Origin of the sequence: Edaphobacter acidisoli, assembly GCF_014642855.1 — a bacterium.
Lineage (GTDB): Bacteria > Acidobacteriota > Terriglobia > Terriglobales > Acidobacteriaceae > Edaphobacter > Edaphobacter acidisoli.
The window spans coordinates 2892202-2917335 of sequence record NZ_BMJB01000001.1 but is presented as its reverse complement, the minus strand read 5'-3'; the positions used below and the strand labels follow the sequence as shown (position 1 = coordinate 2917335).

The following is a 25134-nucleotide window of genomic DNA, read 5'->3' as shown; positions in this document are numbered from 1 at the left end:
ACGCTCATCTCCACGCTGAAAGCATCCGCCCAGCCGTGCCCATCAGTCTCAACGCATCGGGTCGTCCGGTAAAGAAGCGGGCATTCAACTCAGCGGAGCCCAGGTCTTCGATGCTCGAGAACCCGCGCAACTCGTGCGCGATCTCCTCTGGCGTGAAGAAGAGCTGAAACGGCTCGCCGGCCAACTGCACGCGCGAGGCCAGCGAGTCGAAGCCCAGCCGCTCGAGCGGAGACAGCGCGTGACGCGGCAGGGAGTAGTCCAGCGCGAGGCCTGTACCAACAGGCAGGGAAGACACAAAGCCAATCGTCGAGCGAAAAGCTTCAAGCGTGAGATACGGCACGACGCCCAGCCAGGAGAAGAATGCGGGCCGGGCAACATTAAAGCCTGCGCCAGCGAGCTGCTCGGCAAGCGTCTGGCTCTCGAAGTTCACCGGCACATACGTGTGGCGATCCGGCTCGGGCAGGCTGCTTGCCGCAAGCAGCTCGCGCTTCCACTCCTGCGTCGCGGGGTGGTCCACTTCAAAGACATGCAGCGCAGGAAAGTGGTTGCGGTGCGCAAACGTGTCGAGTCCGGCTCCCAGCAGAACATATTGCTCAACACCATCGGCAACCGCGCGGGCAAGATTGTCCTCCGCATAGCGGCTGCGCGCCACCATGAACGCACGCAGTCCCACCGACCAGGGGCGATCCGGACGCTGCGGCGTGCGACGAACTTCTTCGGCGTAAGTATCGCCGAGAATGGGCACGGCAATGGGATCTTCAAAAACGAGCGGCTGCGCGTCGTAGAGCTGATGCGCGGCGCGGCGCATGGCGACGCGAAGTGCAGTGCGGGATGGCGTGGCGTGTTGCATCGGTAAGATACAAGACCAGGGTAGCGCCAGGGCCAAAGGCGCTTACTACCTTGAAATTTCAACTGTTTGAATCATGCAGCCAGCAAGATGCTGTTCAGCCGGTAGAAGTCATCCAGCTGATTGCTTCCCAGATGTACTGCTTCATGTCCTTGCGCGAGACGATCGCGTCGAGGAACCCGTGCTCCAGCAGAAACTCCGAGCGCTGGAAGCCCGCAGGCAGCTTCTGGCGAATGGTCTGCTCAATCACCCGCGGCCCGGCAAAGCCAATCAGCGCACCCGGTTCGGCGATGTTCAGGTCGCCCAGCATGGCAAAGCTGGCGGTAACGCCGCCCGTGGTCGGATCAGTCATGACCGAGATGTAGGGAATCTTTTCCGCCTCAAGCTTCGCGATGCCAGCCGAGACCTTTGCAAGCTGCATCAGGCTGGCGATGCCCTCCATCATGCGCGCGCCGCCCGAGGCCGAGATGATAATCAGCGGACGCCGCGACTCAAGCGAGCGGTCCACCGCGCGCGCGATCGTCTCGCCGACCACCGCGCCCATGCTGCCGCCGATGAAGCTGTACTCCATCACGCTCAGCACCACATCGTGCGGACCGATCCTGCCAACTGCATTGATGATGGCGTCGTTCAGCCCGGTCTTCTTCCGTGCCTCGGCCAGCCGCTTTTTGTAAGGCTTCAGATCGGTAAACTGGAGCGGATCAGTCGAGACCAGGTTCAGATCAACCAGCTCGTAGCCCGGTTCCAGCAGGCTTTCAATACGCGAGCGCGCGTCGATGCGGAAGTGATGGCCGCACTTGGGACATACCCGCAGGTTGGCTTCAAGGTCTGCCTTAAAAATGACCTGGCCGCAACCTTCGCAGCGCACCCACAGTCCCTCTGTACGGACGGTCTTGCGGTCATCGTTGACGATCTCGTTGTCTTCGCGCTTAAACCAGCTCATGAGTATGCCCTGCCTATTGTACCGGTTAGAGCGGGCAAAGGCGTACTGAGAGGACTAAGCAAACCGTCTCTCTAAGATTTACCTTTCGGTCAGGTGATGCCGCGAAAAAAGATGCATCAAAAATGTCGAATGACAGAAAACTCGTTCGACGTATAGGCAGAAGCAGGAATTTTAGCCGCGGCAAGCCTCCGGCAAACCCTGCCCTACTACTGAATCAACAGGAGATGTGCAATGCGCGTAATGGTAATCGTAAAAGCGGACAAGAGCTCTGAAGCAGGCGTGCTTCCCAACACTGAGATCCTCGCTGCAATGACGAAGTACAACGAAGAGCTGGTGAAGGCCGGCATCATGCAGGCTGGTGAAGGCCTGAAAGCCAGCTCACACGGAAAGCGTGTCAAGTTTTCCGGCGGCAAGCGGACAGTGACCGACGGACCCTTTGCCGAGGCGAAGGAGCTGATTGCGGGTTTCTGGCTCTGGAAGGTGAAATCGATGGAAGAGGCAGTCGAGTGGCTCAAACGCGCTCCGTTCGATGGAGGCACAGAGATCGAGTTGCGCGAGATCTTCGATCCCGCCGACTTCGGCGAAGTGCTGACCCCGGAACTCAAGGAGAAAGACAAGAAGCTGCGCGAGCAGTTAGCCAACCAATAGGCTACATGTCATCTGTCGACCCATGTCGCAACAACTCGCGGCATGGGTCTATTCATTTTTCACAAGCTTCAAAACATTCGACTTGGCAAAAATCAGGAACCTGATTGTTCTTAATTTCCCGTCGAAGCAACCATTTTCGCCGTATGAAAATTGCTTTCGCACCACAACATTTCCTCTCGCCCGCTGCTCTAACCAGGTATGTGCATTTCGACCAAGAGTCTGCGGGCTGTCCTGATTGTCTTTGCTCTATTGAGCATCGCAGCAGGAGGAACTCACGCAGTGGCCGATGCCGCGCTGCTGATGGAGCAGCCCTACGGGCAGTTTGGCGCCATGAACCCCACCGGGCACGCCGCCATCTATCTCGACCGCATCTGCGCACAATCGCCGACTGAGCTGCGCATGTGCGCGCCCGACGAAGACGGTGTCGTCATCAGCCGCTACCATCGCGTAGGAGGCTACGACTGGATTGCCATTCCTATCGTCCCCTATCTTTACTCGGTCGAGCGCGTAGAGGACATCCCCTCCGAAGCAACGCCCGCGCTCGAAGCGCAACTCCGCGACGACTACCGCCGCCAGTACCTGCTCAATATTGCGCCCAACACCACGGCAGCCGAAGCGGCTGGCGAGCCGCCGCCGGGTGACTGGACACAACTCGTCGGCGCCTCCTACGACCGCAAAATATACGGCTTCCAGATCGAGACCACGCGCGAGCAGGACGAGCGCCTGGTCGCGCTGCTGAATGACCGGCGCAACATTGCCGGCTTCAACCTGCTCTACCGCAACTGCGCCGACTTCTCGCGCAACGTGCTCAATATGTATTACCCGCACGCCGTCCGGCGCAACTTCCTCGTCGATCTCGGCATCACGACGCCGAAGCAGGTAGCCCGCTCGCTTACCAGGTACGCGCACCGTAACCCTGGCCTCGAGTTCACCACCTTTGTGATCCCGCAGGTTCCCGGCACCATTCCGCGCAGTCATCCTGTGTATGGGGTGGTCGAATCGATGATGAAGTCGAAAAAATATGTGGTGCCGCTGGCCGTGCTCAGCCCCCACGTGACAGCAGGTATGGCAATTGCTTACTTCACCGATGGTCGCTTCAAGATTCCGAAGAACGCCGAGCGCGTCCTTGTGCCGGGCGAGCCTGCGGAGAAGCCTTCGGCTCCCGTACTTGTGCCCGCTGCCGAATAGAGTCAGTCCACGTTCAGGTCCCCATCTGCATCCATCACCAGCGCATCGCCCTCAACCAACAGTGAATGCATCTTGAGCGTGCCGAGCGTGCAGCTATAGCCTGTGACTTCTTTTGAACGCGCCAGGACTTGCCGCACCAGGTCCGCAGCGTTCACCTTCATCTGCGCGGGCAGCTTGCCGCTGAGGAAGGGAACCAGAAGGAAGTTAAGCTCGCGGGACTCACTCATGTGCTCGATGCGCGCGTCGCGAAAGCCGATCGACTCTTCCTCCGCATCGGGGACCAGCGACACCCGCGCGTTGGTCGAGAGCGAGACGCCCAGGCACCTGCCCATCACCGACGCACCGAGCCTCGACCGCGTGTGTACATCAACCACGATGCGGTCATCAGCGAAGCTCACGTGTGGCGAATCCGCATACACATAGCAACTCGAATGTGGATTGCCCCGCAGATAATATCGCCCATCCGGCCCATTGAAGAGCTGCGTGACGAGCGTGCGCTCAAGCGCGCTGGCGGAGATCTTCACTTCAACCGCCGCAGCCGGGCGCGCAGCCGCAAGCAGGATCAGGAGCAATGCAAAGACGAACAGCAGGCTATTCAGAGTGCGGCGCATGTCGAGTTTAAGCATAACGGCTGTCGCCCTCGTCTACACTGGTCAGCATGGACCTCGCCCAGCTCGTTGAACACTTTGCCATCCCCGGCGTGCTCGCCTTCAACCAGACCCCCACCGGCCTTATCTACGCTTCGATCACCACGCCCGCTGCCAGCGCCACTATCTATCTGCTGGGAGCGCACGTCGCGCACTGGCAGCCCGTCGGCGAGCGGCCCGTCATCTTCCTCGGCCACAAGAGCGACTTCGCTCCCGGCAAGCCCATCCGTGGCGGTGTACCTCTCGCCTTTCCCTGGTTCGCCACGCGGCACGACGGCAAAACCGGCCCCTCGCACGGATTCGCCCGCATCCAGCCCTGGACGCTCGCCTTCGCCGCGCTCACCGGCGACGAGCTGCACCTGACCTTCACCCTCGGGCCCACGCAGATGAGCCGCGACCTCGGCTTCGACAACTTCCGTCTCGCCTACAAAGTCACCGTTGGCCGCACACTCACATTGCAGCTCACCGTGGCCAACGAAGCCAGCACCCCACTCGTCTTTGAAGAAGCCATGCACACCTACTACGCCATGGCCGATGTGCGCGAAGCCACCATCACCGGTCTCGACGGTGTGACCTACCTCGATAAGAACGACCACTTCGCGCCCAAAGTGCAGCACGGCCCCGTCATCATGGCGGGTATGACCGACCGCGTCTACCAGAACACCGCAGCCACCTGCGTGCTGCACGACGCAGCAGGGAAGCGCCGCATCACAGTCGAGAAGACCGGCTCAAATACTACCGTCGTCTGGAATCCATGGGACAACGGTTCGTCCGCCTTCACCGACCTCGAACCGACCGAGTGGCGCGAGTTTCTCTGCTGCGAAACCGTCAATGCAGGCGTCAACACAATCACCCTCGCTCCAGGCGCAGTTCACTCCATGCAGGCGCACATCTCCGTCGAGAAGGTCTAGAACGGCCGCTCATCTGCGCCGCACATAGATCCGATAGCTGTACGGGACTGCAGAATTATCCGCCCAGCGAACCGGCCCGGGTGGAGTGACTTGCTTCACCAGAACATAGTCATCTTGGATAAACTGCTCAAGCGCAGGCCAGCGATCGATGTCGCCAAAACTATCTGGATGGCCGCAGTCCTGATCGCTCAAAACGATGACCTCAGGCGGACGCGCCAGCAATGCCGCGTGAAACTCCTCGCGGTACTCGCGCACGACAGCATTCGCAGCCGGCTGGAAAGCATAGCAGTCATAGAGAAATCCGGTGCTTTCTCGAAGCCTCATGCGATAGAGCGTCGTCGCGCATCCGGCGGTAAAGTCGATGCACTGCACCTGCCCATCAAGCGAAGCTCCGCCGAAAGACGCGCCTTCAAGATGCGTGAGGTCGCCCTGGAGCAGTGTGCTGAAGTCGTCAGCACTGGCGCGAAGCCGCAGCGTGCGCGCAAGCGACTGCGGCGCAATGACAAGCGAGGCAAACAGCAGCCCAGCCGCTCCGGTAAACACCAGTGCCTTCGATACCTGCCGCTCATTGACGGCGTGAAAGAAGATCAGGCACAGGAGCAGAATCAGAAACGCATCGGCAGGATAACGATGATACGGCAGCGCCTTGCGCTGAATAAAAAACGAGAACAGCCCACAGAGAAAATTGATCCCAACCAGCGCCTCAATCGCACTGAAGAGCCTACTGCCCTCGTGCCGCCGAAGCGCAACGGCAACCACACCAATCACCGTAAGCGGTAGCAGCGTCGATGGTAGCGGGTGCGCCAGAAAATACCGGCCTGGCACACGCAGCAGCGTGTTGTGCAGCGGATCAAGCCTCGCCACAACAAACCAGAACCTGCTCCACGCTCCTTCGCGATCAATTACCAGCAGCTCTACCACAGGAGCAATCAAAAACGGCGCAAGTCCCATACCCCAAAGCCACACGCGCCGCCACATCCGCGCCGTCGGCGAGAGCGCCACAAAAATCAACGTAACCAGCCAGAAGACCGCAGCCGTTGGCTTCACCGTTGCCGCAAATCCAGCAAGCACAGCCGCGACAGCAACGAAAGCAATCCGTCCACGCTGCATCGCCGCCAGCACAAGCGCCACCGCCCACAGCAGCAGCACAGCCATCAGCAGATCGCGCTGACCCAACTCTGCAATGCCATCGCGTCCATGAATCAGAAAAAAGAGCGCACCAGCAAGCGGCCCTGCCAGCCGGTCCACTGGCCACGCAATCCAGGTCATCGCGCCAGCCGCAGCCAACCCAAGCGCAATATCGTACAAACGCCACGCCAGCGCGCCCGTGCCGAAGATATGCATCACCAACCAATTCACAGCGTACGTGCCTGGAAGGTTCACATCGACGATGTCCTTATAAGGCGTCAGCCCACGCCCAGCGAGGAAAACAACGTAGTGCATCAGCGAAGCGTCACCCACCAGCGGCCAGTGCAGCGACATAACTGCAAACACTACGGCACAGGCCACAGTGATGAGCGCGGCAGATCGGCGAAGGAGCAGAAGCAAAAGTTCTTCCTCAGTGACTGTGCTGAACAGACTATCGCACGCTCAGTCGCGAAGAACTTCAAATATTCAGCTTCCTAATATAGCTATAGCTCTCCTTCAAACTGTCGAGCACAGGAATCGCCGTCTCATCCTGATCGACAAACGCATAGCGAATGCCCTGCCGCTTCGCCTGATTAAGAATGGCTGGCCAGTCGATCGTGCCCTTGCCCAGCTCGATGAAGTGGTCTGCATCGGGGTCAGGCGTGTAGCTGATAGGAACGTTCGGAAGCCGATCCTTCAAGTGAATCAGCCGCACACGCGCCGCATGCCGCTTCAGCATCTCCAGCGGATTCTGCCCCGCCTGCGTCAGCCAGTACATATCAAATTCGAGCTTGACCAGCGCCGGGTCTGTGTTCTTCATCAGGACTTCAAAGCCGGTGGTCGAGCCCTGCGGTTTGAACTCGTAATCGTGATTGTGAAACGCAAAGGTCAGCCCAGAGTCCTTCGCCAGCTTGCCCCACTGATTGAACTTGCGCGCTGCCTCCTCAAATCCCTCCACCGAGTTCCACTGCGCGCGCGGCAGCATGGGGCACACCATATACTTCAGCCCAAGCTCGCGCGCGTAGCTCACCTTCGTCTCAAAACCGTCATAGTCGAAGTGGCCCGAGACCGCACCCAGCCCCGCATCCGCGACGATGCGCCGCAACTCCGCCGCAGGATGGTTGTACACAATGGGATACAGCTCAATCTGCGTATAGCCAATCTGATGAATCGCCTTCAGAATCCCGGCAAGGTCCTTCACTGCTTGTCGCCGCACCATGAAGAGCTGCACCCCATAAATCAGGTGGCCCTCATCGGCAAACGCGCGAGGTGCACGCAGCGTGCATCCAGCAGCAGCAGCAAGCGCAGAGAGGCGGAGAAATTTGCGGCGCGTCGTCATCTATCGAACTCCTATCGGTCTTCAACATCGCCGGGTTGCTTGCCGGTAAACGGCGAGCAGCAGGTAGTACCCGAGGGCTTGAACTCCATAAACTCAACGCGCGTCAGGTCGGGATCGAACAGGTTGAGCTGCACTTTGCCATCGCGTCCCATCTGCGTCTTCGTGCAATTTGGGCCTTCGCAGTGGTTGCGTGCGAGCGCGGCAACAGCGTCAGACATGTGGTCAATGCCAAGCGAGAAGTGATAGTCGCTGCCAAGCTGATGCGCGTTCGGCGCAGGTGCCTTCGGGTCGCGCATCATGTACTCAATCCAGTCCGTACCATCGGGCACCTGGCTGGAGACATAATCAAGCTCGCCATTGACGCGGCCCCCGTACCAGTATGGCTTGAAGCCAAGAATGTCGCGCCAGAAGCGGTCTTCCGCCGTGCGGTCGTGAACCATGAAGCCCGTGTGGATGATGCGATGCGACGCCCCACGCGGTGAGATCGTCTTCGTCGAACCAGCCCGCTGCTGCACGAAATAAACCAGGTGACCTTCCGGATCGCGCACAGCGAAGTCCCCATGCCTGAGCGGCTCGACGATCTTGACCGAGTGCGCCTCCAGATACTTCTCCAACCCGCCCGCATCGCGCGTTGTAAAACCGATAGCTGCCACACGCGCTTCAGGCGCAGGCGTAGGCAGCGGCACTAACTCCAGCGACTGCTGATCGTTGACCGGATAGGTCAGGATGCCGTTCTGCATGGTGTGGTCGAAGCCCAGCGTCTGGCCGTAGAAGGCCTCTGACGCAGCCATGTTCGACGCATACATCCGCACGAACGCAATACCGGTGATGGCAGGCCGCTTTGTTTGCGCAAAGCACGTGGCCGCCATTAGAAGGAGGAGAAATCCAACTCTTCGCATAGGCGGCCACTTTAGCGCAGGTCAAGGCCGAAGTCAAAACTAAAACGTTATAGGACGAGAAAGCTGCTAGCTACAGATTTTTAAGTTGAGATGACACAGCTTCAACTGACGACCTGCAAACTATCAACCCGCAAGTGATTTATTGACGATCTCCAGGTGCATCACGAGATAATCCTGCGGTAGCTTGTGACTGATACCGTGCTGCCGCACCAGCGTCGTAAGCTGCGCATAGTGCCGAATGCCGTGCGTCAGAGCATGAAACAGCACCGCCTTGCGCGTAGACCGCGCCTGGCCAAATGAGCGTGTCGTAAACTCAAACTTCGCATCCCAATCGATGGTGTCCGAAGCGAGAAGCTCGCGGAAGAGCGTCATGGCATGCTCGTGCGTTGCATAGATCGCATCAACCGAATCGTACGGAATATCCTTGTAGTCGGCGATGGGCAGGCCGGAAAGCTGCTGCGCGTAGCGAATCTCTGGCGCAATGATGTGCTGCATCAGCTCCGCAACGTTCTTCGTCCCTGTAATATCGCAGGGAATCGCCAATGCCTCAGGGTGTTCGGTGAAAAGCTTGCGCCACTCAGCGTGCGTGCGCTCGTTCCAGGCCATCACATCTTCGACAGTCAATACAGGCTGCGTCATGAACGTCTCCTTGAATGATTTGCAGATTCGATGACAGCGCTGTGGATGAAGGCGCAAAATTTGCGCGACCTCGTCCAAGCCATCCGGCCACGGATTTGTGGATTGGGCACAAATTTAAAAACGGAAGAGAGCATGTTGGTGTGCTTCTTATCCGTGTTGATCCTCGAAATCCGCGGCCTGCCTTACCTCAGCGCCCTATGACCGATGTCGCGGCGGAAGTGCATCCCATCGAAGCTGATCTTCCCCATCTCTGCATAGCATTTGTCCAGCGCAGCGCGCAGATCCGCAGCCACAGCAGTCACAGCAAGCACGCGGCCTCCGGCAGTAACGATCTGCCCATCCTTCGCCGCCGTGCCCGCATGAAACACGACGAGGTCCTCGCGCGAGCCATTCGGCCGAAGCCCTTCAATCACCTTGCCCGGGACATACTTCCCCGGATACCCACCGCTCGCCGCAATCACACACGCACTCGCGCCGGGTTTCATCTTCACGGCAAGCTGGCTGGCTGTGCCATCGATCGAGGCATTGACGAGATCAACGATGTCCGTCTCCATGCGCAGCAAAATGGCCTCCGTCTCAGGATCGCCAAAGCGCGTGTTGAACTCCAGCACCATCGGCCCATGCTGCGACATCATCAGCCCGCAGAAGAGAATCCCGCGAAATGGCGTACCCTCCGACGCCATGCCATCGACCACCTTCTGCGCAACATTCTTGAGCAGCCACTCGCGCATTGCAGGCGTCGCCAGCCCATCGGTCGAATACGCGCCCATGCCGCCCGTGTTCGGCCCGGCGTCGCCTTCGCCGACGCGCTTATGGTCCTGCGCCGAAGCGATCTCCACAGCCCGCTTGCCATCGCACAGCGCGAAGAACGAGAGCTCGTCGCCAGTCAGAAACTCTTCAATCACAACCTCGCGCTCGTGCGTGCCCAGCAGCGCGCCCGAAAACATCTCCGCCGCAGCCTGCTCGGCCTCCAGGTGCGTATTCGCAATCACGACGCCCTTGCCCGCGGCCAGCCCATCCGCCTTCACCACCACCGGCGCGGCAAAGCGGCGAAGCTGCTCCCGCACCTCATCCAGCGTCGAGCACACCGCATACGCAGCTGTAGGAATCCCCTGGCGCTGCATGAACGACTTCGCAAACGCCTTACTCGACTCCAGCCGCGCAGCCGCCTTCGTGGGCCCAAAGACACGCAGCCCGCGCCGCTCCAGCTCATCGACCAGCCCAAGCGCCAGCGGAACCTCAGGCCCAATCACGGTCAGCTCCGGCCGCTCAGCTTCGACCAACGCAACCATCGCCGCAAGACTGTTCACATCCACAGGCAGGCAGCGCGCAATCTCAGCGATGCCGCCGTTACCGGGCGCGCACAGCACCTCCGTAACCGCAGGCGACTTCTTAAGCGACCAGACCAGCGCATGTTCGCGGCCACCGCCGCCGATGACAAGTACCTTCATTGAGTAACGTTGCTCCCGTATGCCGTATCTCTCTGATTATCGCTTGTTTCAGCGAAGCGCGGCGTCGGAACGCCGTTCCAGCGCCTGCGCAGCCAGCGGTTGATCGGTTCGGAGTAAAAGCGCGCGACCACCTCGCCAAGCACGCCAGAGAAGACAATCGATCCAATGAACAGAACAGGAACATAGCGCACGGATTTGCCCGCCGCAAGAAACAGAGAGAAGAGCCCCAGAACCACAAGCAAGTGTGTGAGGTACGTCTCATAGCTGCGCCTGCCAAGCACCAGCAGAGGCGCAAACGCGCGCGGCGCCTTCCATTCACTCTGCGCAAACACCGCGATGAGCATACAGGTACCCACAGCAAGCACCGTCATATTCAGCCCGTTGCGTCCCAGGCCCCAGGCATAAGCGCGAACCGAGAAGCACAGGCTGAAGATCGTCAGCACTGCGCCGCCAGCTCCACATATCCAAAGCGCCGCCCGCGACACGCGCCGCCCCGCCAAAACCAGCGCGGTAAGACAGCCGAGCGCAATCGCATCCATCCCACCCAGATACGAGTACTCGCGCCAGACCGGGTTGTGGTTAAAGGCATGAGACCGCGCAAACGGCCCCAGCACAACAAACAGCAGTAACGGTGCAACCAGAAATCGTGTTCGCCGAAAAAGCAGACAGGCCAGCGGGAAGAAAAGATAGAACACCTCTTCCACCGAGAGCGACCAGAGAATGTCCCACCCCGCCGGAAGATATCCTCGACGCGCCTCCAGCAGATTGACGTGAAATGTGAGCGCGGCAAAAAGCGCTCTACCCAGGCCACCGGTCTTCGACGAAACGACAAAGTCCCGCACATGAGCAAGGTGCAGCGCACTCAAAACCGCGAGCAGCAATAGCAGCAGCGGAACGATACGCGCAAAACGCAGCCAATAGAAGCCGCGCAGATTCACAGTGGCGGGCGAACCCCAGCGCCGCAACGTCATCGCTGTAATCAAAAATCCGGAGACCGCAAAGAACATCTGCACGCCAAACTGCCCGTTCCAGAACAGCGAATAGACAACCTGAAGCCGCAGGCCATGCATATACGGAACATGCGCACCCAGCAGCCGCATGTTCACGTGGTTCATCAGCACAAAGAAGATGGCGAAGCCACGGAGAAGATCGACACCATCAAGCCGTGTCCAGCCGTGGGAGGGATTTGTCATTTCCTTGAAGGCCACGCCCCATTATGAACGAAGCCCGGAATCCCCCACCTGCCTCCGCCATCTCTCCGTCATCTACCGCGACCGATCCAAATGCACCAGAATCGGCCCCAGCAGATACGCGACGAAGAATCCCGCGCTCCATACCACCGCCGACACCCACAATAGGACCTTGCTCAAACGGCTCACCTCGACGCACGTTGCCGGATCGTCCGCATCACAGACCGTTCCCTGCCGTAATCGCGGCGCGACAACATACGTCACAACAAAGCTCGCTGCAATCAGTGCCCCGGCGATGCTGAACGTCCACACCTTGTGCCTGGAAAAGCCCACCAGCCATGGCGCGGCCGAGAGCAGCGAAGCCACCGCCGTCCCCATGCCCAGCAGCACCAGCACCGAAGGCAGCGCACAGCAGATCAACGTGCTGAACGAGCCAAACAACGAGAAGTAATTCAACAGCGCCGCCCTGCGCGCACGCCGCTTCACGTCCGGCAACAAAGGTCTCGTGCTCATTGCGCCTCCTTAATCGCCGTGTAGCGCAGCGTGCCCGACACCTTGCCCCGCCCCGACTGCGGCACCGTTCCCTCCACCGTCACCGTTTTGCCGAGCAGGCCCGAGATATCCGCGCTCGCGCCAAGCGGACTCAGCGCATAGCGGTCCTTCGTTCCCGAAATCTCCAGATACGGCGCAGCAGCAGTGCCCGAAATCGTGCCACGAACCACCACCTTCGCGTCCCTGTGCGTGAACCCGTTCTCCTCGACGGCCTTGTTGAACTGGCGCATGTCCGCCCCGTTGCCCGGCGCCAGCGTAATGTCCACCAGTCCCGTATTCAGATCGACCGTGACCGCCGTCACACCCTGAATTCCCATCATCGATACGTGAATGGCATGAGCGCACGGCGCGCAGTCCATGCCAAAGACGGTCATATTCACCTGCCTGTACTCCGCCCGCCCCGCGGCAGCGGACACGGCAAACAGCAAAACGGCAATCATCTTGATAGCTTTCATAACATCGCTCCTTTCAGCGAAAAACGTGTCAGCAAAAGAATTGTCAGCGAGAACTCGCATGGGAGGAATACTTCAGGTAGCTGATATTGATCGCGAAGCGAATCCGCTCGTGCCCGTACAGCGATGTCGAAACATCGCGATACAGCGGCCCCTGCACGCCGCCTTCAATTGCCACATCCTTGAAGATGGCGAGCACCGAAGGCCCCAGCCAAAGCGTCGTCGTGCTGCTGTCGGGAACCGAGCTGCCGCCACGAAGCACGCCGCCGGTATGCTCTCCCGTCAGCTCGGCGAAGCCGCGATAGTCCCACTGGTCAACACCGCGCCTCAGCCGCGCCGGACGATATCCATAAACCGCGCTCCACGAGACCGTCGAAGGTCTGCGGTCCTGGTCCGCCTCGGCAAACCGCGTATAGCCGCCGCCCAGCCACAGGTACTGGCTCCGCGAAGCCAGCCCCGAAGCCACCGTAGCAGCAACCCCCGGCGCGCGATGCAGCCCCGCCAGCACGCCCGAATCACTTTGCGGCCCCGGCACCACCAGGCCCAGCGACGCCGTCGATTCCAGCCGCTTGCCCACCGACGTCACCGAGTGCAGAAAGCGCCACGACGCACCCGCCTCCCACTCGCCACCGCCCGCCATGCGCGTCTCCGGCAACGACCCGCTCCCAATCGTTCCCGGCAACACCGCCGTCACCGTAATCTGCGGCGTAATTCCGTATCCAATCTGCGACACCGAAGTCGCCTGCGTCCCCAGCGACCCATACCGGCCAATCACTCCCGTATCAAAGCTGAACTCACGCGCCGAATTCACCGGCGTCGCATAGCTGAAGACCGGCCCATGATCGGCAGCCAGCGCCGCTCCGGGCAAAGCCAGCGCCCAGAGAACTACCATCAGTGATTTCATAAAAAACTCCTTCAATCCAATCAAGCGTGAACAGCGTCAGGCGCACACAAACATGCGCCCCGTCAGTCTTGGGATCGAAGGAGAATCAGATTCGGAGTACGGTACTTTGCGCCGCCAGCAACCCAGGCGGCGAATGCGACATCGGCGCTTCACTCACGGTAACCGTCACCGGTGTCGGCACACCAGAAGCTACGCGCAGAGCGACAAACCAGTGGATCGGTAAAGCTGCCGTTGCAGTAGCAAGCTGCTGGAGGTCATGCCGAACCACCTTCCGGCAACACCCCATACTGGCCATCTCGCCGCACTGGTGATGCATGGCCCGGCAACACGCGCTCTCCTGCTGGCTCATAGCCTGACCCGTCACACAGGCCATAATCGGCCCCGTCGCGCCCAAAAGCACAAGCAAAGCGACGATGCCGGCAAGCCTTCGCATAGGCGTCAGTATACTCTCCGTTCTGGGTCATTTCCGGGTGCTGGTGTCCTGCCTCTGAACTTCGTAACCTAAATCAAGTTGTCATCCTGAGCGGAGCTAGCCGCGTTTTTTGCGGGTTGCGGAGTCGAAGGATCTGCGGTTGTTTTTCGCAAAGGATGTCACGAACTTCACATTCATCCCGCTCGTGCTACTTCACCGCAACCGAGATCGCCTCAGCCAGCGGATGGCTCAGCAGCGCAGTTTTTTTCTGCGTGCCGATGCGAACGTGGAACGCGCCCTGAAAGGGGAGTTGCTCAGTGAGCGTGAGCTTCACACCCGGCCGAATCCCCTGCGCCGCCAGATACCGCAGCATCTCCGGGTCTTTGTCCGACACGCTCGCCACCTTCGCCGACTGCCCCGGCTTCAGATGCACCAGCGACCTCCTCTCCGCCATCGGCAGCGAGCCATCAAGCGCCGGAATCGCGTGCCCATGCGGGTCGAACTCCGGATTGCCAAGCTTCGCCGCGATGCGTTCTTCAAATCTCTCCGAGATGAAGTGCTCCAGCCGCTCGGCCTCCTCATGCACCTCGTCCCACGGATACCCCAGCACCAGATGCAGAAACGTCTCAATCAGCCGATGATGCCGCACAATCTCAAGCGCGCGCTTCCTGCCAGCCTTCGACAGATACACACCATGATGTTTTTTGTAGACGACCAACGCAGGATCAAGTCCAGCCAGCTTTTGCAGCATGTTCGTAGCTGAAGCTCCGCTAATTTCCAGATGCGCCGCAATCTCAGTCGACGAGACCTGCCGTTCCTCCGCGCCGCCAAGCGTGAAGATTGCCTTCAGGTAGTCGTCCATCGCCTCGCTGCCGCCCTTCGTCTCCGGCGGCGCCGAGAGCTTGTTCGCTCGCTTTGTCATGGCTCTCTCTTGACTTAGCCTACCACTCCGATATTATTTAGGTGTGGCTAATTTATTAATTGGCGAAGAGAAGAAGTTCTGGAAGAGCTTCCGGAGCAATGAAATCTGGGCCTACTTCGGTCCCGCCTTCGTCGCCTCGGTCGCCTACATCGATCCAGGCAACTTCGCCACCAACATCGAAGGCGGCAGCCGTTTCGGCTATCGGCTGCTCTGGGTGCTGCTGTGGTCGAACGTCATGGCCATCCTGATCCAATATCTTTCGGCGAAGCTCGGCATCGTCACCGGCCTCACCCTGCCGCAAAACTGCCGCAAGCACTTCTCGCGTCCCGTGAATCTCTTTCTCTGGATCACGGCCGAAATCGCCGCCGTCGCCACCGACCTCGCCGAATTCCTCGGCGCAGCACTTGGCCTCTATCTGCTCTTCGGCCCCGCGATGATGGCTCACGGCTGGTCACGCACCGAGACGATGGTCATCGCCGCGCTTATCTCCGCCGTGCTCGTCTTCGTCATCCTCGCGCTCGATCTCGCCGGATACCAGTGGCTTGAGCGCGGCATCATGGTCTTCGTCGGCGCCATCGGCATCTGCTACGCCTTCGAAATATTCCTCGTTCACCCCGACTGGAAGCAGACCGCACTCTACACGCTCCTGCCCACGCTCGACCCCAAGCACATCCACGCAAGCCTCTACGTCGCTGTTGGCATGCTGGGAGCGACGGTGATGCCGCATGTCGTCTATCTTCACTCCGCGCTGGTGCAGCCGCGACGCAGCGAGGTCCTCAAGCAGCCCCTGATCGAGGGCGGCTCGCGCCGGCGCAACTACCTGCACTTCGAACTCATCGACGTCTTCGCCGCCATGAACGGAGCCTGGCTCATCAACTCCGCCATGATCGTCATGGCCGCTGTCGCCTTCGGCCACCTCGCCAACCCGGTCACGACCATCGAAGGTGCGCACCAGACACTCGGCCCACTACTCGGCGAAGCCTCAGCCACCGTCTTTGCCGTAGCGCTGCTCTGCTCGGGGCTGTCATCGTCCACCGTCGGCGTCATGGCGGGCCAGGTCATCATCGAAGGCTTTCTCGACATTAAGTTCTCCATCTTCCTCCGCCGCCTCATCACCATCATCCCCGCGCTCATCGTGATCGCTGTCGGCCTCGACCCTCTAAAGATCCTCATCCTCTCGCAAGTCGTGCTGAGCTTCGCCCTGCCATTCGCCCTGGTGCCGCTGCTCATCCTCACCAACCGCACCTCCGTCATGCACAGCTTCGCCAGCGCCCGCCGCACCCGCATCGCCGGATGGGTCACAGTCGCCATCATCGTTGTGCTCAACGTTGTCCTGCTGGGCCAGATCGCCCTGGGGCAGTAAGGACAGAAGACAGCAGCCACAGACTCTGCGGATCGACATGGATGAGAAGCACACACCGTTCTCTCCCTCGTTTCTGAATGCATACAAATCCGTGTAATCCGCGGTCGCTATATCCTCAAAGCATGCCGCCCGATCGCAACCCAGAGCAAGACGAGCGCTTCATGCTCCGAGCGCTTGAGCTTGCGCGCGAAACGACGGCGCTTGCCAGCCCCAACCCGCAAGTCGGCTGCGTGCTCGTCCGCGAAGGCAGCATCCTCACCGAAGGCGCGCACCGTTACGAAACCCGCGACCACGCCGAGATCGTCGCTCTCAAACAAGCAGGAGACGCGGCGCGAGGAGCCACCGCTTACGTCACGCTCGAGCCCTGCGCCCACCACGGCCGCACCGGCCCCTGCGCCGACGCGCTCATCGCAGCAGGAGTCGCCCGCGTCGTCGCGGCAACCGAAGACCCCAACCCGCTCGTCAGCGGTCAGGGCTTCGCCAAAATCCGCGCAGCAAACATCGAAGTCGAAGTGGGCATCCTGCAGCAAGAGGCACACAACCTCAACGACGCCTTCGCGCACTTCATCCAGCACCGCACGCCATTCGTCACGCTTAAGGCCGCGCTCTCCGCCGACGGCTATCTCGCGCCCCCGCCCGCATCCCGCACCGCCACCGAGCCGTACTGGCTCACCGGCCCCGCCGCGCGCGCCGAGGTGCAGCAGCTTCGTCACGCATCCGACGCCATCCTCACCGGCATCGGCACCGTGCTCGCCGACAACCCCGCCCTCACCGACCGCACTGGCCAGCCACGCCGCCGACCTCTGCTCCGCGCCATACTCGACACCCGCCTCCGCATCCCGCTCGACTCCGCGCTCGTCGCATCGGCAGCAGACGACCTCGTTCTCTTCACCACCAGCGCCGCCCCGCAGGAGAAAGTCCAGGCGCTCCAGCGAAAAGGCGCCGCCGTCGAGATCATCGCACCAAACCGCATTGATCTTCGCGTTGTACTCAGCTCACTCGCCGCGCGCAACATCATCAGCGTTCTCGTCGAGGCGGGCCAGCGCCTCAACTCCACACTGCTTCGCGAAGACCTCGTAGACAAAGCCGTCCTCTTCCACTCATCAACAAAACTAGGCCCAGGCTCCATCCCCTTCGCTGACGAAACCTCGCAAGCCCTCGAAGCGCGTCTGATCCGCACCACGCGCGCGCAATATGCACCCGACACCTGCACCACCGGCTACCTGCACGATCCATGGCCCGCAAGTTCCGTGCGCTAGCCGGAGCAGCAAGCAATCGATATTCTGCAACTGTTTTCATACTGCCCAGCCCACGAGCACACAGCGTAGAATTGCTCGCCAGTCCAAATCAATAAATCGATTCAACCAAGGAGCCGCTATGAGCACACCCGCTCAACCTGTCACACCTGAACGCATCATGCAATTTGCCTGGGGATATGTTCCGCCTCTGGCGCTCGAGAGCGCCATCCGCCTTCGCGTCTTCGACGTGCTCGACTCCGGTCCCAAAACCCTCGACGAAACCGCAGCCGTCACCGGAGCATCCGTGCGCGGCCTGCGCTCCATCATGAACGTGCTCGTCGGCCTGGGCTTTCTTGCCCGCGAAGGCGACAAATACGCGCTCACGCCGGAGAGCAGCGCATTCCTCGTCAGCACAAAGCCCAGCTTCCAGGGCGGCCTGCTCCGGCACACCAGCTCGCAGTTGCTGCCCAAGTGGCTTGGCCTGACCGAGATCGTCCGCACCGGCAAGCCATCCGCGTCCGTCAACCAGGAGAGCACCGGCACAGCTTTCTTCGAGGAGTTCGTCACCGACATCTTTCCCATGAGCTACCCTGCGGCAACTGCGCTGGGCAAACATCTGGCCATCGGCGACACCGGCGCGCCCTTCCGCGTGCTCGACCTCGCCGCCGGCTCCGGTGTCTGGGGCATCGCCATTGCGCAAAGCTCTCCTCGCGTCACGGTCACGGCCGTCGACTGGCCCGGCGTCCTACCCACCACCAAGAAGACCGTCGCCCGCTTCGGCCTCTCCGACCGCTACAACTTCGTCGCCGGAGACCTGCTCACCGCCGACTTCGGCTCCGGCCAGAACCTCGCCACACTCGGCCACATCCTGCACAGCGAAGGCGAAACGCGCAGCCGCAAGTTGCTCCAGAAGACCGCTGCCGCCTTGGCCTCAGGCGGCACCATCGCCATCCAGGAGTTCCTCGTCAATCAGGACCGCACCGGCCCGGTCGGCGGCCTGATCTTCGGCGCCAACATGCTGGTCAACACCGATGACGGCGACACCTACTCATTCGAGGAGATCTCCACCTGGCTCAAAGAGGCCGGTTTCACCAACCCGCGCCTGCTCGACTCGCCTGGCCCGTCCCCGCTCGTGCTTGCCACCAAAGCGTAGGTTCACCCGTCACAGATCGAATCTGCGGGTTGTCGGCATGAAAGCCCAAACTGACAACCCGCACATCCGGACGACTTTTCCTTCGCCTCAATCCACATCTGTGAAAAATGCGGACTCGCTAAGCTCCTTCAATCTCACAAACTTGGCCACTATTCCCACGAAACACAGCTAGTCTTCTCGCCGTCAGAACCTGGGCAGTTGTGAAGAAGTTGGAGAACCTGGGACCGAAAGCCTCGCCGCTCACATCTCTTCCCACTTCTCAGTTTCTCCACAACCCACTTTTCTAAATCCCGTCACCCACTCAACTCCGTTTCCTGCAAGCACATCCACCCTTTATCCACTTTTCCAGCGACAACGACTACTGCTACTAGTTTTTTGTTCTTTTAAGTCTTAATACTTAGAAGCAGTATTCGCACTCTGACCATCACCCACCGCAACATTGTCTAAAGACTCCAGTCCCCATGTCTCACACAAGGTACAAACTTTCCACAGACAATTCATTCGCAGGAAACCACGCCTGACCCCTAGAATCAACCTGAAGACCTACGTGCACTGAAACGCCCATTCGGTGTACAGTTTGGCAACAGCCCAATTCTGGAGTGAACCGTGACGACAGCGACCCAGGAGTCCCAGATGACCGAGACCGCAGCCCCCACCGGCAACCTTGAAATCTCTGTTTCGCGCGCGGAACTGCTCCGGGAGCTGACCGCCGCGCAGAGCGTTGTCGAACGCAAAACCACGATTCCCATCCTGTCGAACTTTCTCTTCGAAGCCAGTGACGATCAGCTCACCATCACCGCAACCGATCTCGACCAGAGCATGAAGACAAGCTGCTCGGCGAAGGTCAAGAAGCCCGGCGCCTGCACCATTCCTGCACGCAAGCTCTACGACTACATCAAGCTGCTGCCCGACGGCGATATCTCCATCAAGCTGATGGACAACCACTGGGTCCAGATTCGCGCCGGTCGCTCCAACACCAAGATGGTCGGCATGGCCCGCGCCAACTTCCCGCAGGTCCCCGAATTTCCCGCCTCAGGCGCAGTCAAGCTCTCCGTCGCATCGCTAAAAAACATGGTCGCCAAGACCACCTTCGCCATCTCGAACGAAGAGAGCCGCTACACGCTCAACGGCGCGCTGCTCGTCCTCAAGGCCGAGTCGATGACGATGGTCGCCACCGACGGCCATCGCTTGGCGCACATCGAAAAACTCGGCGAGACGCTCGACGGCATCTCCGGCGAGAAGAAGACGCTCATCCCGCGCAAGGCCCTCAACGAGCTTGCCTCGCTGCTCGGCGCAACCGACGCCGAGACCATCGACTTCGCAGACGATGAGCAGACGCTCTACTTCCGCGTCGGCGGCCGGGTCCTCACCAGCCGCAAGCTCACCGGCCAGTTCCCCAACTACGAAGCCGTGCTCCCGCGCGACAACAACAAGTTCGTCATCGTCCGCTCGGAAGACCTCATGGGCTCCATCCAGCGCGTCGCCCAGTTCGCCGACGAACGCTCCGGCGCCATCAAGATCCGTCTCGAACAGAACGAGCTGAAGTTGTCGTCGTCATCGACCGACTCAGGTGAATCAGAAGACTCCATCGAGACGCCATACAACTACGACCCGCTCGTCGTCGGCTTCAACAGCCAGTACCTGATCGACTTCCTGAAGGCCATCGGCAACAGCGGCGAAGTGCGCCTCGAATTCAAGGACGCCCAGAGCGCCGGCCAGATGCGTCCCGAAGACTCGAACGAAGACATCAAGTACCGTTACATCCTCATGCCCATGCGCATCTGACTCCTTCGCGGAGGGCGAGACGCGCCTCCGGCGCAAAGACAAACACAAAGGCCCGGCAATCACGCCGGGCCTCTTCATTGAATTTTCACTCTGAACCCCGAGCGCTCTCCCTTTTGCATTTCCATTCCGTAGCGTAGCGAAGGAATCTGCTTTTCTCCCAATCCGCCACCATAGCTCGGGTGGGAATGTACACACTCACCAGCCATCGTCCCTACACAAGCTGCACATACGTGCTGTACTTCTCCTCTTTGATCGCCGTGAACGGCCGCAGGTGAACATCCCCAGCAGGCGCATGAACAAGCCACTCCGCCGGAGCAGTCTGTTCCGCGCCCAGCAGCGTCTTCTCCGGCAGCTTCTGCAATCCGCCACCCAGCACAAACAGCACCAGCGGCCCATGCATCAGGGCCACCATGTTCGGCGTCTCCGGATCGACCTGCTCGAGTCGTGTCGTCAACGGCAACGTAAGTTCAACGCGATCATTCGCGCCCCACGTGCGATCGATCACGGCAAACCTTCCCGCTGTCACCCCGCGCACATGTTTGCCATTGACGGTGACGCGCGCACCTTTAGCCCACGCCGGAATCCTCAACCGCAGCGCAAACCGCGCAGGCCCAGCCGCCCGCACATCGATCGACACGCGCTCATCGAACGGATAGCTCCCCGTCTGCCGCAGCAAAACCTCGTGGCCCGCGTGCTTCCACTTGAGCGTCGAAGGAATATAGAGGTTCACATACACGCCATCTGAATCCCGCAGATACGTGCTGATGCGATAGTCCGCGGCGATCTGCGTAATCGTCCCCGAGCAGCAAGGCCACTTGTCCGGGTGGTACACCTTCTGCCCCTCAGGGTTGTAGTCCGAGTAGTAAAACGCCTGCCCGCTTGTCTGCAATGGCTTGGCTCCGAGAATGGTGTTGTACATCACCGTCTCCATCGCGTCGCCGTAGCTCGCGTCACCTGTGATGCGCAGCAGATACCTGGTCAGCTTGAACTCGCCATACGCACCACAAGGGGTCTCGAAGCTCGCATGCGTCTTCGTCAAGCTCGTCGCCAGCTCACCCTTGCCCGGTGTGACGAACGCCTCCTGCGGTCCCCAGCCGCCGGTCGCATAGCTCTGCTGCTGCACAAAGTTGAAGCCGTTCACCGCGGCCTTCAAGTACGTTGGGTCCTTCAACACGATGTAAGCCATCGCCGCCGAATTCATCGAGTTCAGGTGGCTGTACGCATGGTTCCCCGGCAGCACGTTATCGCCCGCCGCCAGCGGCTTGAAGAACTCGTCATACAGATAAGCCACCGCCATCTCCCGATAGCGCTTGTCGCCCGTGCGCTGCCACGCCAGAAAAAGGTTCTCGCCCAGCGTGTAGCTCTCGTCCCACGTGTACGAGACGTCTTTATGCGGACGCGCCGCCTGCTCAGGTCGCGTCAACGCCTTGCCCGGTAGCGAAGGCTGCGCCGACCGAAGCACATAGTCCAGCGTATCGGCTGCCTCATGGCAGTCTCCAAACGTGTACGCATCGCTCAGCCCGCAGTTCAGCTTGTCGAAGATGTACGCCGGGAAGCGATTGCCAAAACCATTCCCCTTGAAGAACACGTCCAGGTCTTTGACCTGCCTGAGCCCCTGCACCATGCTCCTAATCTTTGCCTTCGTGCTCGCATCTCCGCTGATCGCGTAAGAACGTGAGAGCGCCGAGAGCCACTGGCCATAGGTGTGTCCAGGGCAGAAGGCATCGGCGTCATACCAACCGCCCAGGTTCGCCCCTGGAGCAGGCTGGCCTGCGCGCACGCGGTACGGCTTCAATAACTCGTCCATCCCCAGGCTCATCAGCACAGCCTGCGTCTCCAGAAGCTGCGTCTCATGGACGCCCGGCTCGAAGGAGACCTCACCGTAGCCGAACGTCTCGAGCAGCTCGGGAGCGGTATTCGCTGCGGGCTCGGCCGCAAGCGCGGAAGGAACCATCCGTGCTCCGACACCCGCCGCTGCTGCAACGGCAGAGGCGCGAAGAAATTCGCGGCGATCAAGGCGGAAACTATTCTGCTGGAACGACATCGTGCTGTGTCCTTACCGGGATGAGACCCATGAATATGGCTGAAGTCTAAAGCGCAGACAGCAGGCAACTCCGTGTGAGTAAACGATTTCACAACCGGAAATCCTGCTCCGCTCCTCGCGGCCAAAGTATAGCAGTCCAGCCTTCCCACCCGCTTTGGGGCAAGTACCGGCCCCTCTCGATACCCCCTTTGACACTTCAGTTGTATCCGTTTCGGCACATTCCTCTGTTATCCCAGTGGTAGCCCTCAGTTTTGGGTGGCATTGCATTGGATTCTTCCTCGGAGAGCTCCTCCCGATGCAAGGTTCGTATAACTACTATCTCGTCGCTCTCTCGCTGCTGGTGGCGATGTTCGCCTCCTACACGGCGCTCGACCTAGCTGGCCGCATCGGCTCGCTGCACGGCTCCCGAAAGCGATTTTTCTGGCTCTGCGGCGGCGCCGTGGCAATGGGCATGGGCATTTGGTCGATGCACTTCATCGGCATGCTCGCCTTTCGGATGCCGATCCAGCTCGGCTACGATGCGCCCATCACCATCTGCTCAATGCTGATCGCCATTGTCGTCTCGGGTTTCGCGCTCTTTGTGGTCACGCGCGACGAACTCAGCCGGACACGACTCGCTATCGGTGGCGTGATCATGGGTCTCGGCGTTGCCGCCATGCACTACACCGGCATGGCCGCGCTCCGCATGAGTCCTGCCATCGTCTACACGCCTGTTCTCCTGTGGGCATCCATCGGTGTCGCTATCGTCGCATCCTGGGTCGCGCTTTGGATCGCCTTCCAGCTGCGTGACGGCCAACAGTCTTATGTTTTGTTGAAACGCTGTGCTGCTGGCCTCGTCATGGGACTAGCCATTGCCGGCATGCACTATCTGGGCATGGCCGCGGCGAACTTTCCCATGGGGTCTGTCTGTGATGCAGCCAACGGCGTCAGTACAGGCTGGCTGGCATTCACAGTCGCAGGCGCAACCTTGCTCGTCCTGCCCATGACGCTGATGTACTCCATGCTCGACGCACGCTACGACCTGCAGGAGTTTCAACTCAATGCCTCACTCGAAAAGGCCCGCCTCAATGCTTCGCTGGCTGAAGCCAATGAACGTCTTCTCGCCATGGCCACCGAAGACGCCCTGACCGGCCTGCCCAACCGCAACTCCCTGATCGAACGCATCGAGATAGCGATTGGCGAGGCCCGACGCACCAACAGCAGTTTCACCCTGCTGTTCATCGACCTTGACGGCTTCAAGACCGTCAACGACTCACTCGGCCACCCCGCAGGCGACAAGCTGCTCCGCAAATTCTCCCGCCGCCTCATCCGCTGCGTGCGCGAAGAAGACACCGTGGCCCGCCTTAGCGGAGATGAGTTCGTCATCCTGCTCGAAAGACTCAACCAGCGCAGCGACATCGAGCAGATTACCGAAAGTATTCTCGAGCGGACCCGGCAGGACTTCCTCATCAACGGCTCGCCCCTCCGGCTCACCGCGTCCCTCGGCAGCGCAACCTATCCGCAAGACGGCGCCACAGTGGATGATCTGCTCAAGAACGCCGACACCGCCATGTACGATGCCAAGCAGAGCGGGCGCAACGCATGCAGCTTCTTCGACATCAAGATGAGCGAAGCGCTCAGCAGGACCCTCATGATCCAGCGCGGGCTCTCCGAAGCGCTCGAGTACAACCAGCTCTCCCTCCGTTTCCAGCCAAAGTTTGGCATGAGGCGCGAGATGCTCGGTGCCGAAGCGCTCATCCGCTGGCGTCATCCCGTCCTGGGCGAGATCTCGCCGCTCGAGTTCATCTCCATCGCTGAGCGCACAGGCCAGATCATTCCCATCGGCAACTGGGTCATCGCCGAAGTCTGCCGCTATATCGGCCGCTGGAAGCAGGCGCGCGTGCCCGTCATGAAGATCGCCATCAACCTCTCTCGCGAGCAGCTTCGCCAGCCCGATTACGTCCGTCAGGTCCTCGACATCACCAACCCCGCGGGAGTCGACCCCAGTTGGATCATGTTTGAGATGACGGAGACCGTAGCCATGCGCGACGCCGAGCTGACCTCTGAAGTCGTGCGCCAGTTCCAGAAAGCTGGCTTCGACGTGGCTATCGACGACTTTGGCAAAGGCTACTCCAGCCTCGCCCACCTCCAGCAGTTCCGCGTCAAGCAATTGAAGATCGACCGCTTCTTTATCGACGGCCTCGACCGCCACGGCGAAGAGGGCTACGCGATGGTCTCGGCCATCATCTCACTCGCGCACGCACTCGACATGGTTGTTGTAGCCGAAGGCGTCGAGACCAACAGCCAGCTCGAGCAGTTGCGCCGTCTCAGGTGCGACGAGCTGCAAGGCTTCCTTCTCGCCAAACCGCTCAGCGCCTCGAAGTTTGAAGAGATACTCCACAGTCCAGCGAAGACCGAAAGCCGCATCACCGAGCGCCTCACCTCGCGTTGGTACGTCTCCCGCTGGCGCCAGCAGGAATAGCCTCTGTTGCAATCGTCT

General features: G+C 60.3%; 23 protein-coding genes. 8 read left to right on the top strand and 15 right to left on the bottom strand.

Going from position 1 to position 25134, the window contains the following annotated elements; translation table 11 throughout:
- Nucleotides 1-4: 4 nt before the first annotated feature.
- Nucleotides 5-850, bottom strand: coding sequence for a class I SAM-dependent methyltransferase (locus IEX36_RS11870; protein ID WP_188759492.1), 846 nt, complete (start codon nt 848-850; stop codon nt 5-7).
- 94 nt (nt 851-944) lie between these two features.
- Nucleotides 945-1790: an acetyl-CoA carboxylase, carboxyltransferase subunit beta gene (gene accD, locus IEX36_RS11865; RefSeq protein ID WP_188759491.1), complete on the bottom strand. Its 846-nt coding sequence runs from the start codon at nt 1788-1790 to the stop codon at nt 945-947.
- Nucleotides 1791-2021: 231 nt separating this feature from the next.
- Between accD and IEX36_RS11860 the strand changes: the two genes are divergently transcribed.
- On the top strand, nt 2022-2438 hold the full coding sequence (locus IEX36_RS11860) for a YciI family protein (protein WP_188759490.1): 417 nt from the start codon (nt 2022-2024) through the stop codon (nt 2436-2438).
- Nucleotides 2439-2636: 198 nt separating this feature from the next.
- A complete protein-coding gene (locus tag IEX36_RS11855) occupies nt 2637-3626 on the top strand; it encodes a hypothetical protein (protein ID WP_188759489.1) in 990 nt (329 codons plus the stop codon).
- 2 nt (nt 3627-3628) lie between these two features.
- Here the strand turns inward: IEX36_RS11855 and IEX36_RS11850 are convergent, their stop codons facing one another.
- A complete protein-coding gene (locus tag IEX36_RS11850) occupies nt 3629-4252 on the bottom strand; it encodes a hypothetical protein (protein ID WP_229668918.1) in 624 nt (207 codons plus the stop codon).
- Nucleotides 4253-4284: 32 nt separating this feature from the next.
- Here IEX36_RS11850 and IEX36_RS11845 point away from each other — a divergent pair, with 32 nt between their 5' ends.
- Entirely contained in the window at nt 4285-5184 is a 900-nt protein-coding gene (locus IEX36_RS11845; protein WP_188759488.1) for a D-hexose-6-phosphate mutarotase, read from the top strand.
- A gap of 9 nt (nt 5185-5193) precedes the next feature.
- On the opposite strand, the gene IEX36_RS11840 is transcribed toward IEX36_RS11845, so the two are convergent.
- From IEX36_RS11840 to IEX36_RS11790, 11 genes are all read right to left on the bottom strand, one after another.
- A complete protein-coding gene (locus tag IEX36_RS11840) occupies nt 5194-6732 on the bottom strand; it encodes a glycosyltransferase family 39 protein (RefSeq protein WP_188759487.1) in 1539 nt (512 codons plus the stop codon).
- A 58-nt stretch (nt 6733-6790) separates the two neighbouring features.
- Nucleotides 6791-7651 (bottom strand): sugar phosphate isomerase/epimerase family protein, encoded by an 861-nt coding sequence (locus tag IEX36_RS11835; protein WP_188759486.1) that lies wholly within the window; start codon nt 7649-7651, stop codon nt 6791-6793.
- Nucleotides 7652-7662: 11 nt separating this feature from the next.
- Complete coding sequence (locus IEX36_RS11830; RefSeq protein ID WP_188759485.1) at nt 7663-8520, bottom strand: VOC family protein; 858 nt, start codon at nt 8518-8520, stop codon at nt 7663-7665.
- A gap of 153 nt (nt 8521-8673) precedes the next feature.
- Nucleotides 8674-9189: a DinB family protein gene (locus tag IEX36_RS11825; RefSeq protein WP_188759484.1), complete on the bottom strand. Its 516-nt coding sequence runs from the start codon at nt 9187-9189 to the stop codon at nt 8674-8676.
- Nucleotides 9190-9371: 182 nt separating this feature from the next.
- Complete coding sequence (gene purD / locus IEX36_RS11820) at nt 9372-10640, bottom strand: phosphoribosylamine--glycine ligase (RefSeq protein ID WP_188759483.1); 1269 nt, start codon at nt 10638-10640, stop codon at nt 9372-9374.
- The gene (locus IEX36_RS11815; RefSeq protein ID WP_188759482.1) at nt 10637-11833 is read right to left on the bottom strand and encodes an acyltransferase family protein; all 1197 of its coding nucleotides are present in this window, start codon (nt 11831-11833) and stop codon (nt 10637-10639) included. The genes purD and IEX36_RS11815 overlap by 4 nt, the downstream gene beginning before the upstream one ends.
- Before the next feature lie 72 nt (nt 11834-11905).
- Nucleotides 11906-12343: a hypothetical protein gene (locus IEX36_RS11810; protein ID WP_188759481.1), complete on the bottom strand. Its 438-nt coding sequence runs from the start codon at nt 12341-12343 to the stop codon at nt 11906-11908.
- Entirely contained in the window at nt 12340-12837 is a 498-nt protein-coding gene (locus tag IEX36_RS11805; protein WP_188759480.1) for a heavy-metal-associated domain-containing protein, read from the bottom strand. The genes IEX36_RS11810 and IEX36_RS11805 overlap by 4 nt, the downstream gene beginning before the upstream one ends.
- Before the next feature lie 43 nt (nt 12838-12880).
- On the bottom strand, nt 12881-13738 hold the full coding sequence (locus IEX36_RS11800) for a hypothetical protein (protein ID WP_188759479.1): 858 nt from the start codon (nt 13736-13738) through the stop codon (nt 12881-12883).
- A gap of 85 nt (nt 13739-13823) precedes the next feature.
- Nucleotides 13824-14171, bottom strand: coding sequence for a hypothetical protein (locus IEX36_RS11795; RefSeq protein ID WP_188759478.1), 348 nt, complete (start codon nt 14169-14171; stop codon nt 13824-13826).
- Nucleotides 14172-14358: 187 nt separating this feature from the next.
- Entirely contained in the window at nt 14359-15072 is a 714-nt protein-coding gene (locus IEX36_RS11790) for a metal-dependent transcriptional regulator (protein WP_188759477.1), read from the bottom strand.
- A 43-nt stretch (nt 15073-15115) separates the two neighbouring features.
- Here IEX36_RS11790 and IEX36_RS11785 point away from each other — a divergent pair, with 43 nt between their 5' ends.
- The 4 genes from IEX36_RS11785 (at nt 15116) to dnaN (ending at nt 20611) form a co-directional block, all read left to right on the top strand.
- Nucleotides 15116-16435 (top strand): Nramp family divalent metal transporter, encoded by a 1320-nt coding sequence (locus IEX36_RS11785; RefSeq protein ID WP_229668917.1) that lies wholly within the window; start codon nt 15116-15118, stop codon nt 16433-16435.
- Nucleotides 16436-16512: 77 nt separating this feature from the next.
- The gene (ribD, locus tag IEX36_RS11780) at nt 16513-17694 is read left to right on the top strand and encodes a bifunctional diaminohydroxyphosphoribosylaminopyrimidine deaminase/5-amino-6-(5-phosphoribosylamino)uracil reductase RibD (protein ID WP_373283037.1); all 1182 of its coding nucleotides are present in this window, start codon (nt 16513-16515) and stop codon (nt 17692-17694) included.
- Nucleotides 17695-17812: 118 nt separating this feature from the next.
- A complete protein-coding gene (locus IEX36_RS11775) occupies nt 17813-18826 on the top strand; it encodes a methyltransferase (RefSeq protein WP_229668915.1) in 1014 nt (337 codons plus the stop codon).
- 633 nt (nt 18827-19459) lie between these two features.
- On the top strand, nt 19460-20611 hold the full coding sequence (gene dnaN / locus IEX36_RS11770) for a DNA polymerase III subunit beta (protein WP_188759986.1): 1152 nt from the start codon (nt 19460-19462) through the stop codon (nt 20609-20611).
- Nucleotides 20612-20822: 211 nt separating this feature from the next.
- Here the strand turns inward: dnaN and IEX36_RS11765 are convergent, their stop codons facing one another.
- Nucleotides 20823-22655 (bottom strand): beta-L-arabinofuranosidase domain-containing protein, encoded by a 1833-nt coding sequence (locus tag IEX36_RS11765; RefSeq protein WP_188759475.1) that lies wholly within the window; start codon nt 22653-22655, stop codon nt 20823-20825.
- 295 nt (nt 22656-22950) lie between these two features.
- Between IEX36_RS11765 and IEX36_RS11760 the strand changes: the two genes are divergently transcribed.
- Nucleotides 22951-25116, top strand: coding sequence for a putative bifunctional diguanylate cyclase/phosphodiesterase (locus tag IEX36_RS11760; RefSeq protein WP_188759474.1), 2166 nt, complete (start codon nt 22951-22953; stop codon nt 25114-25116).
- Nucleotides 25117-25134: the final 18 nt, after the last annotated feature.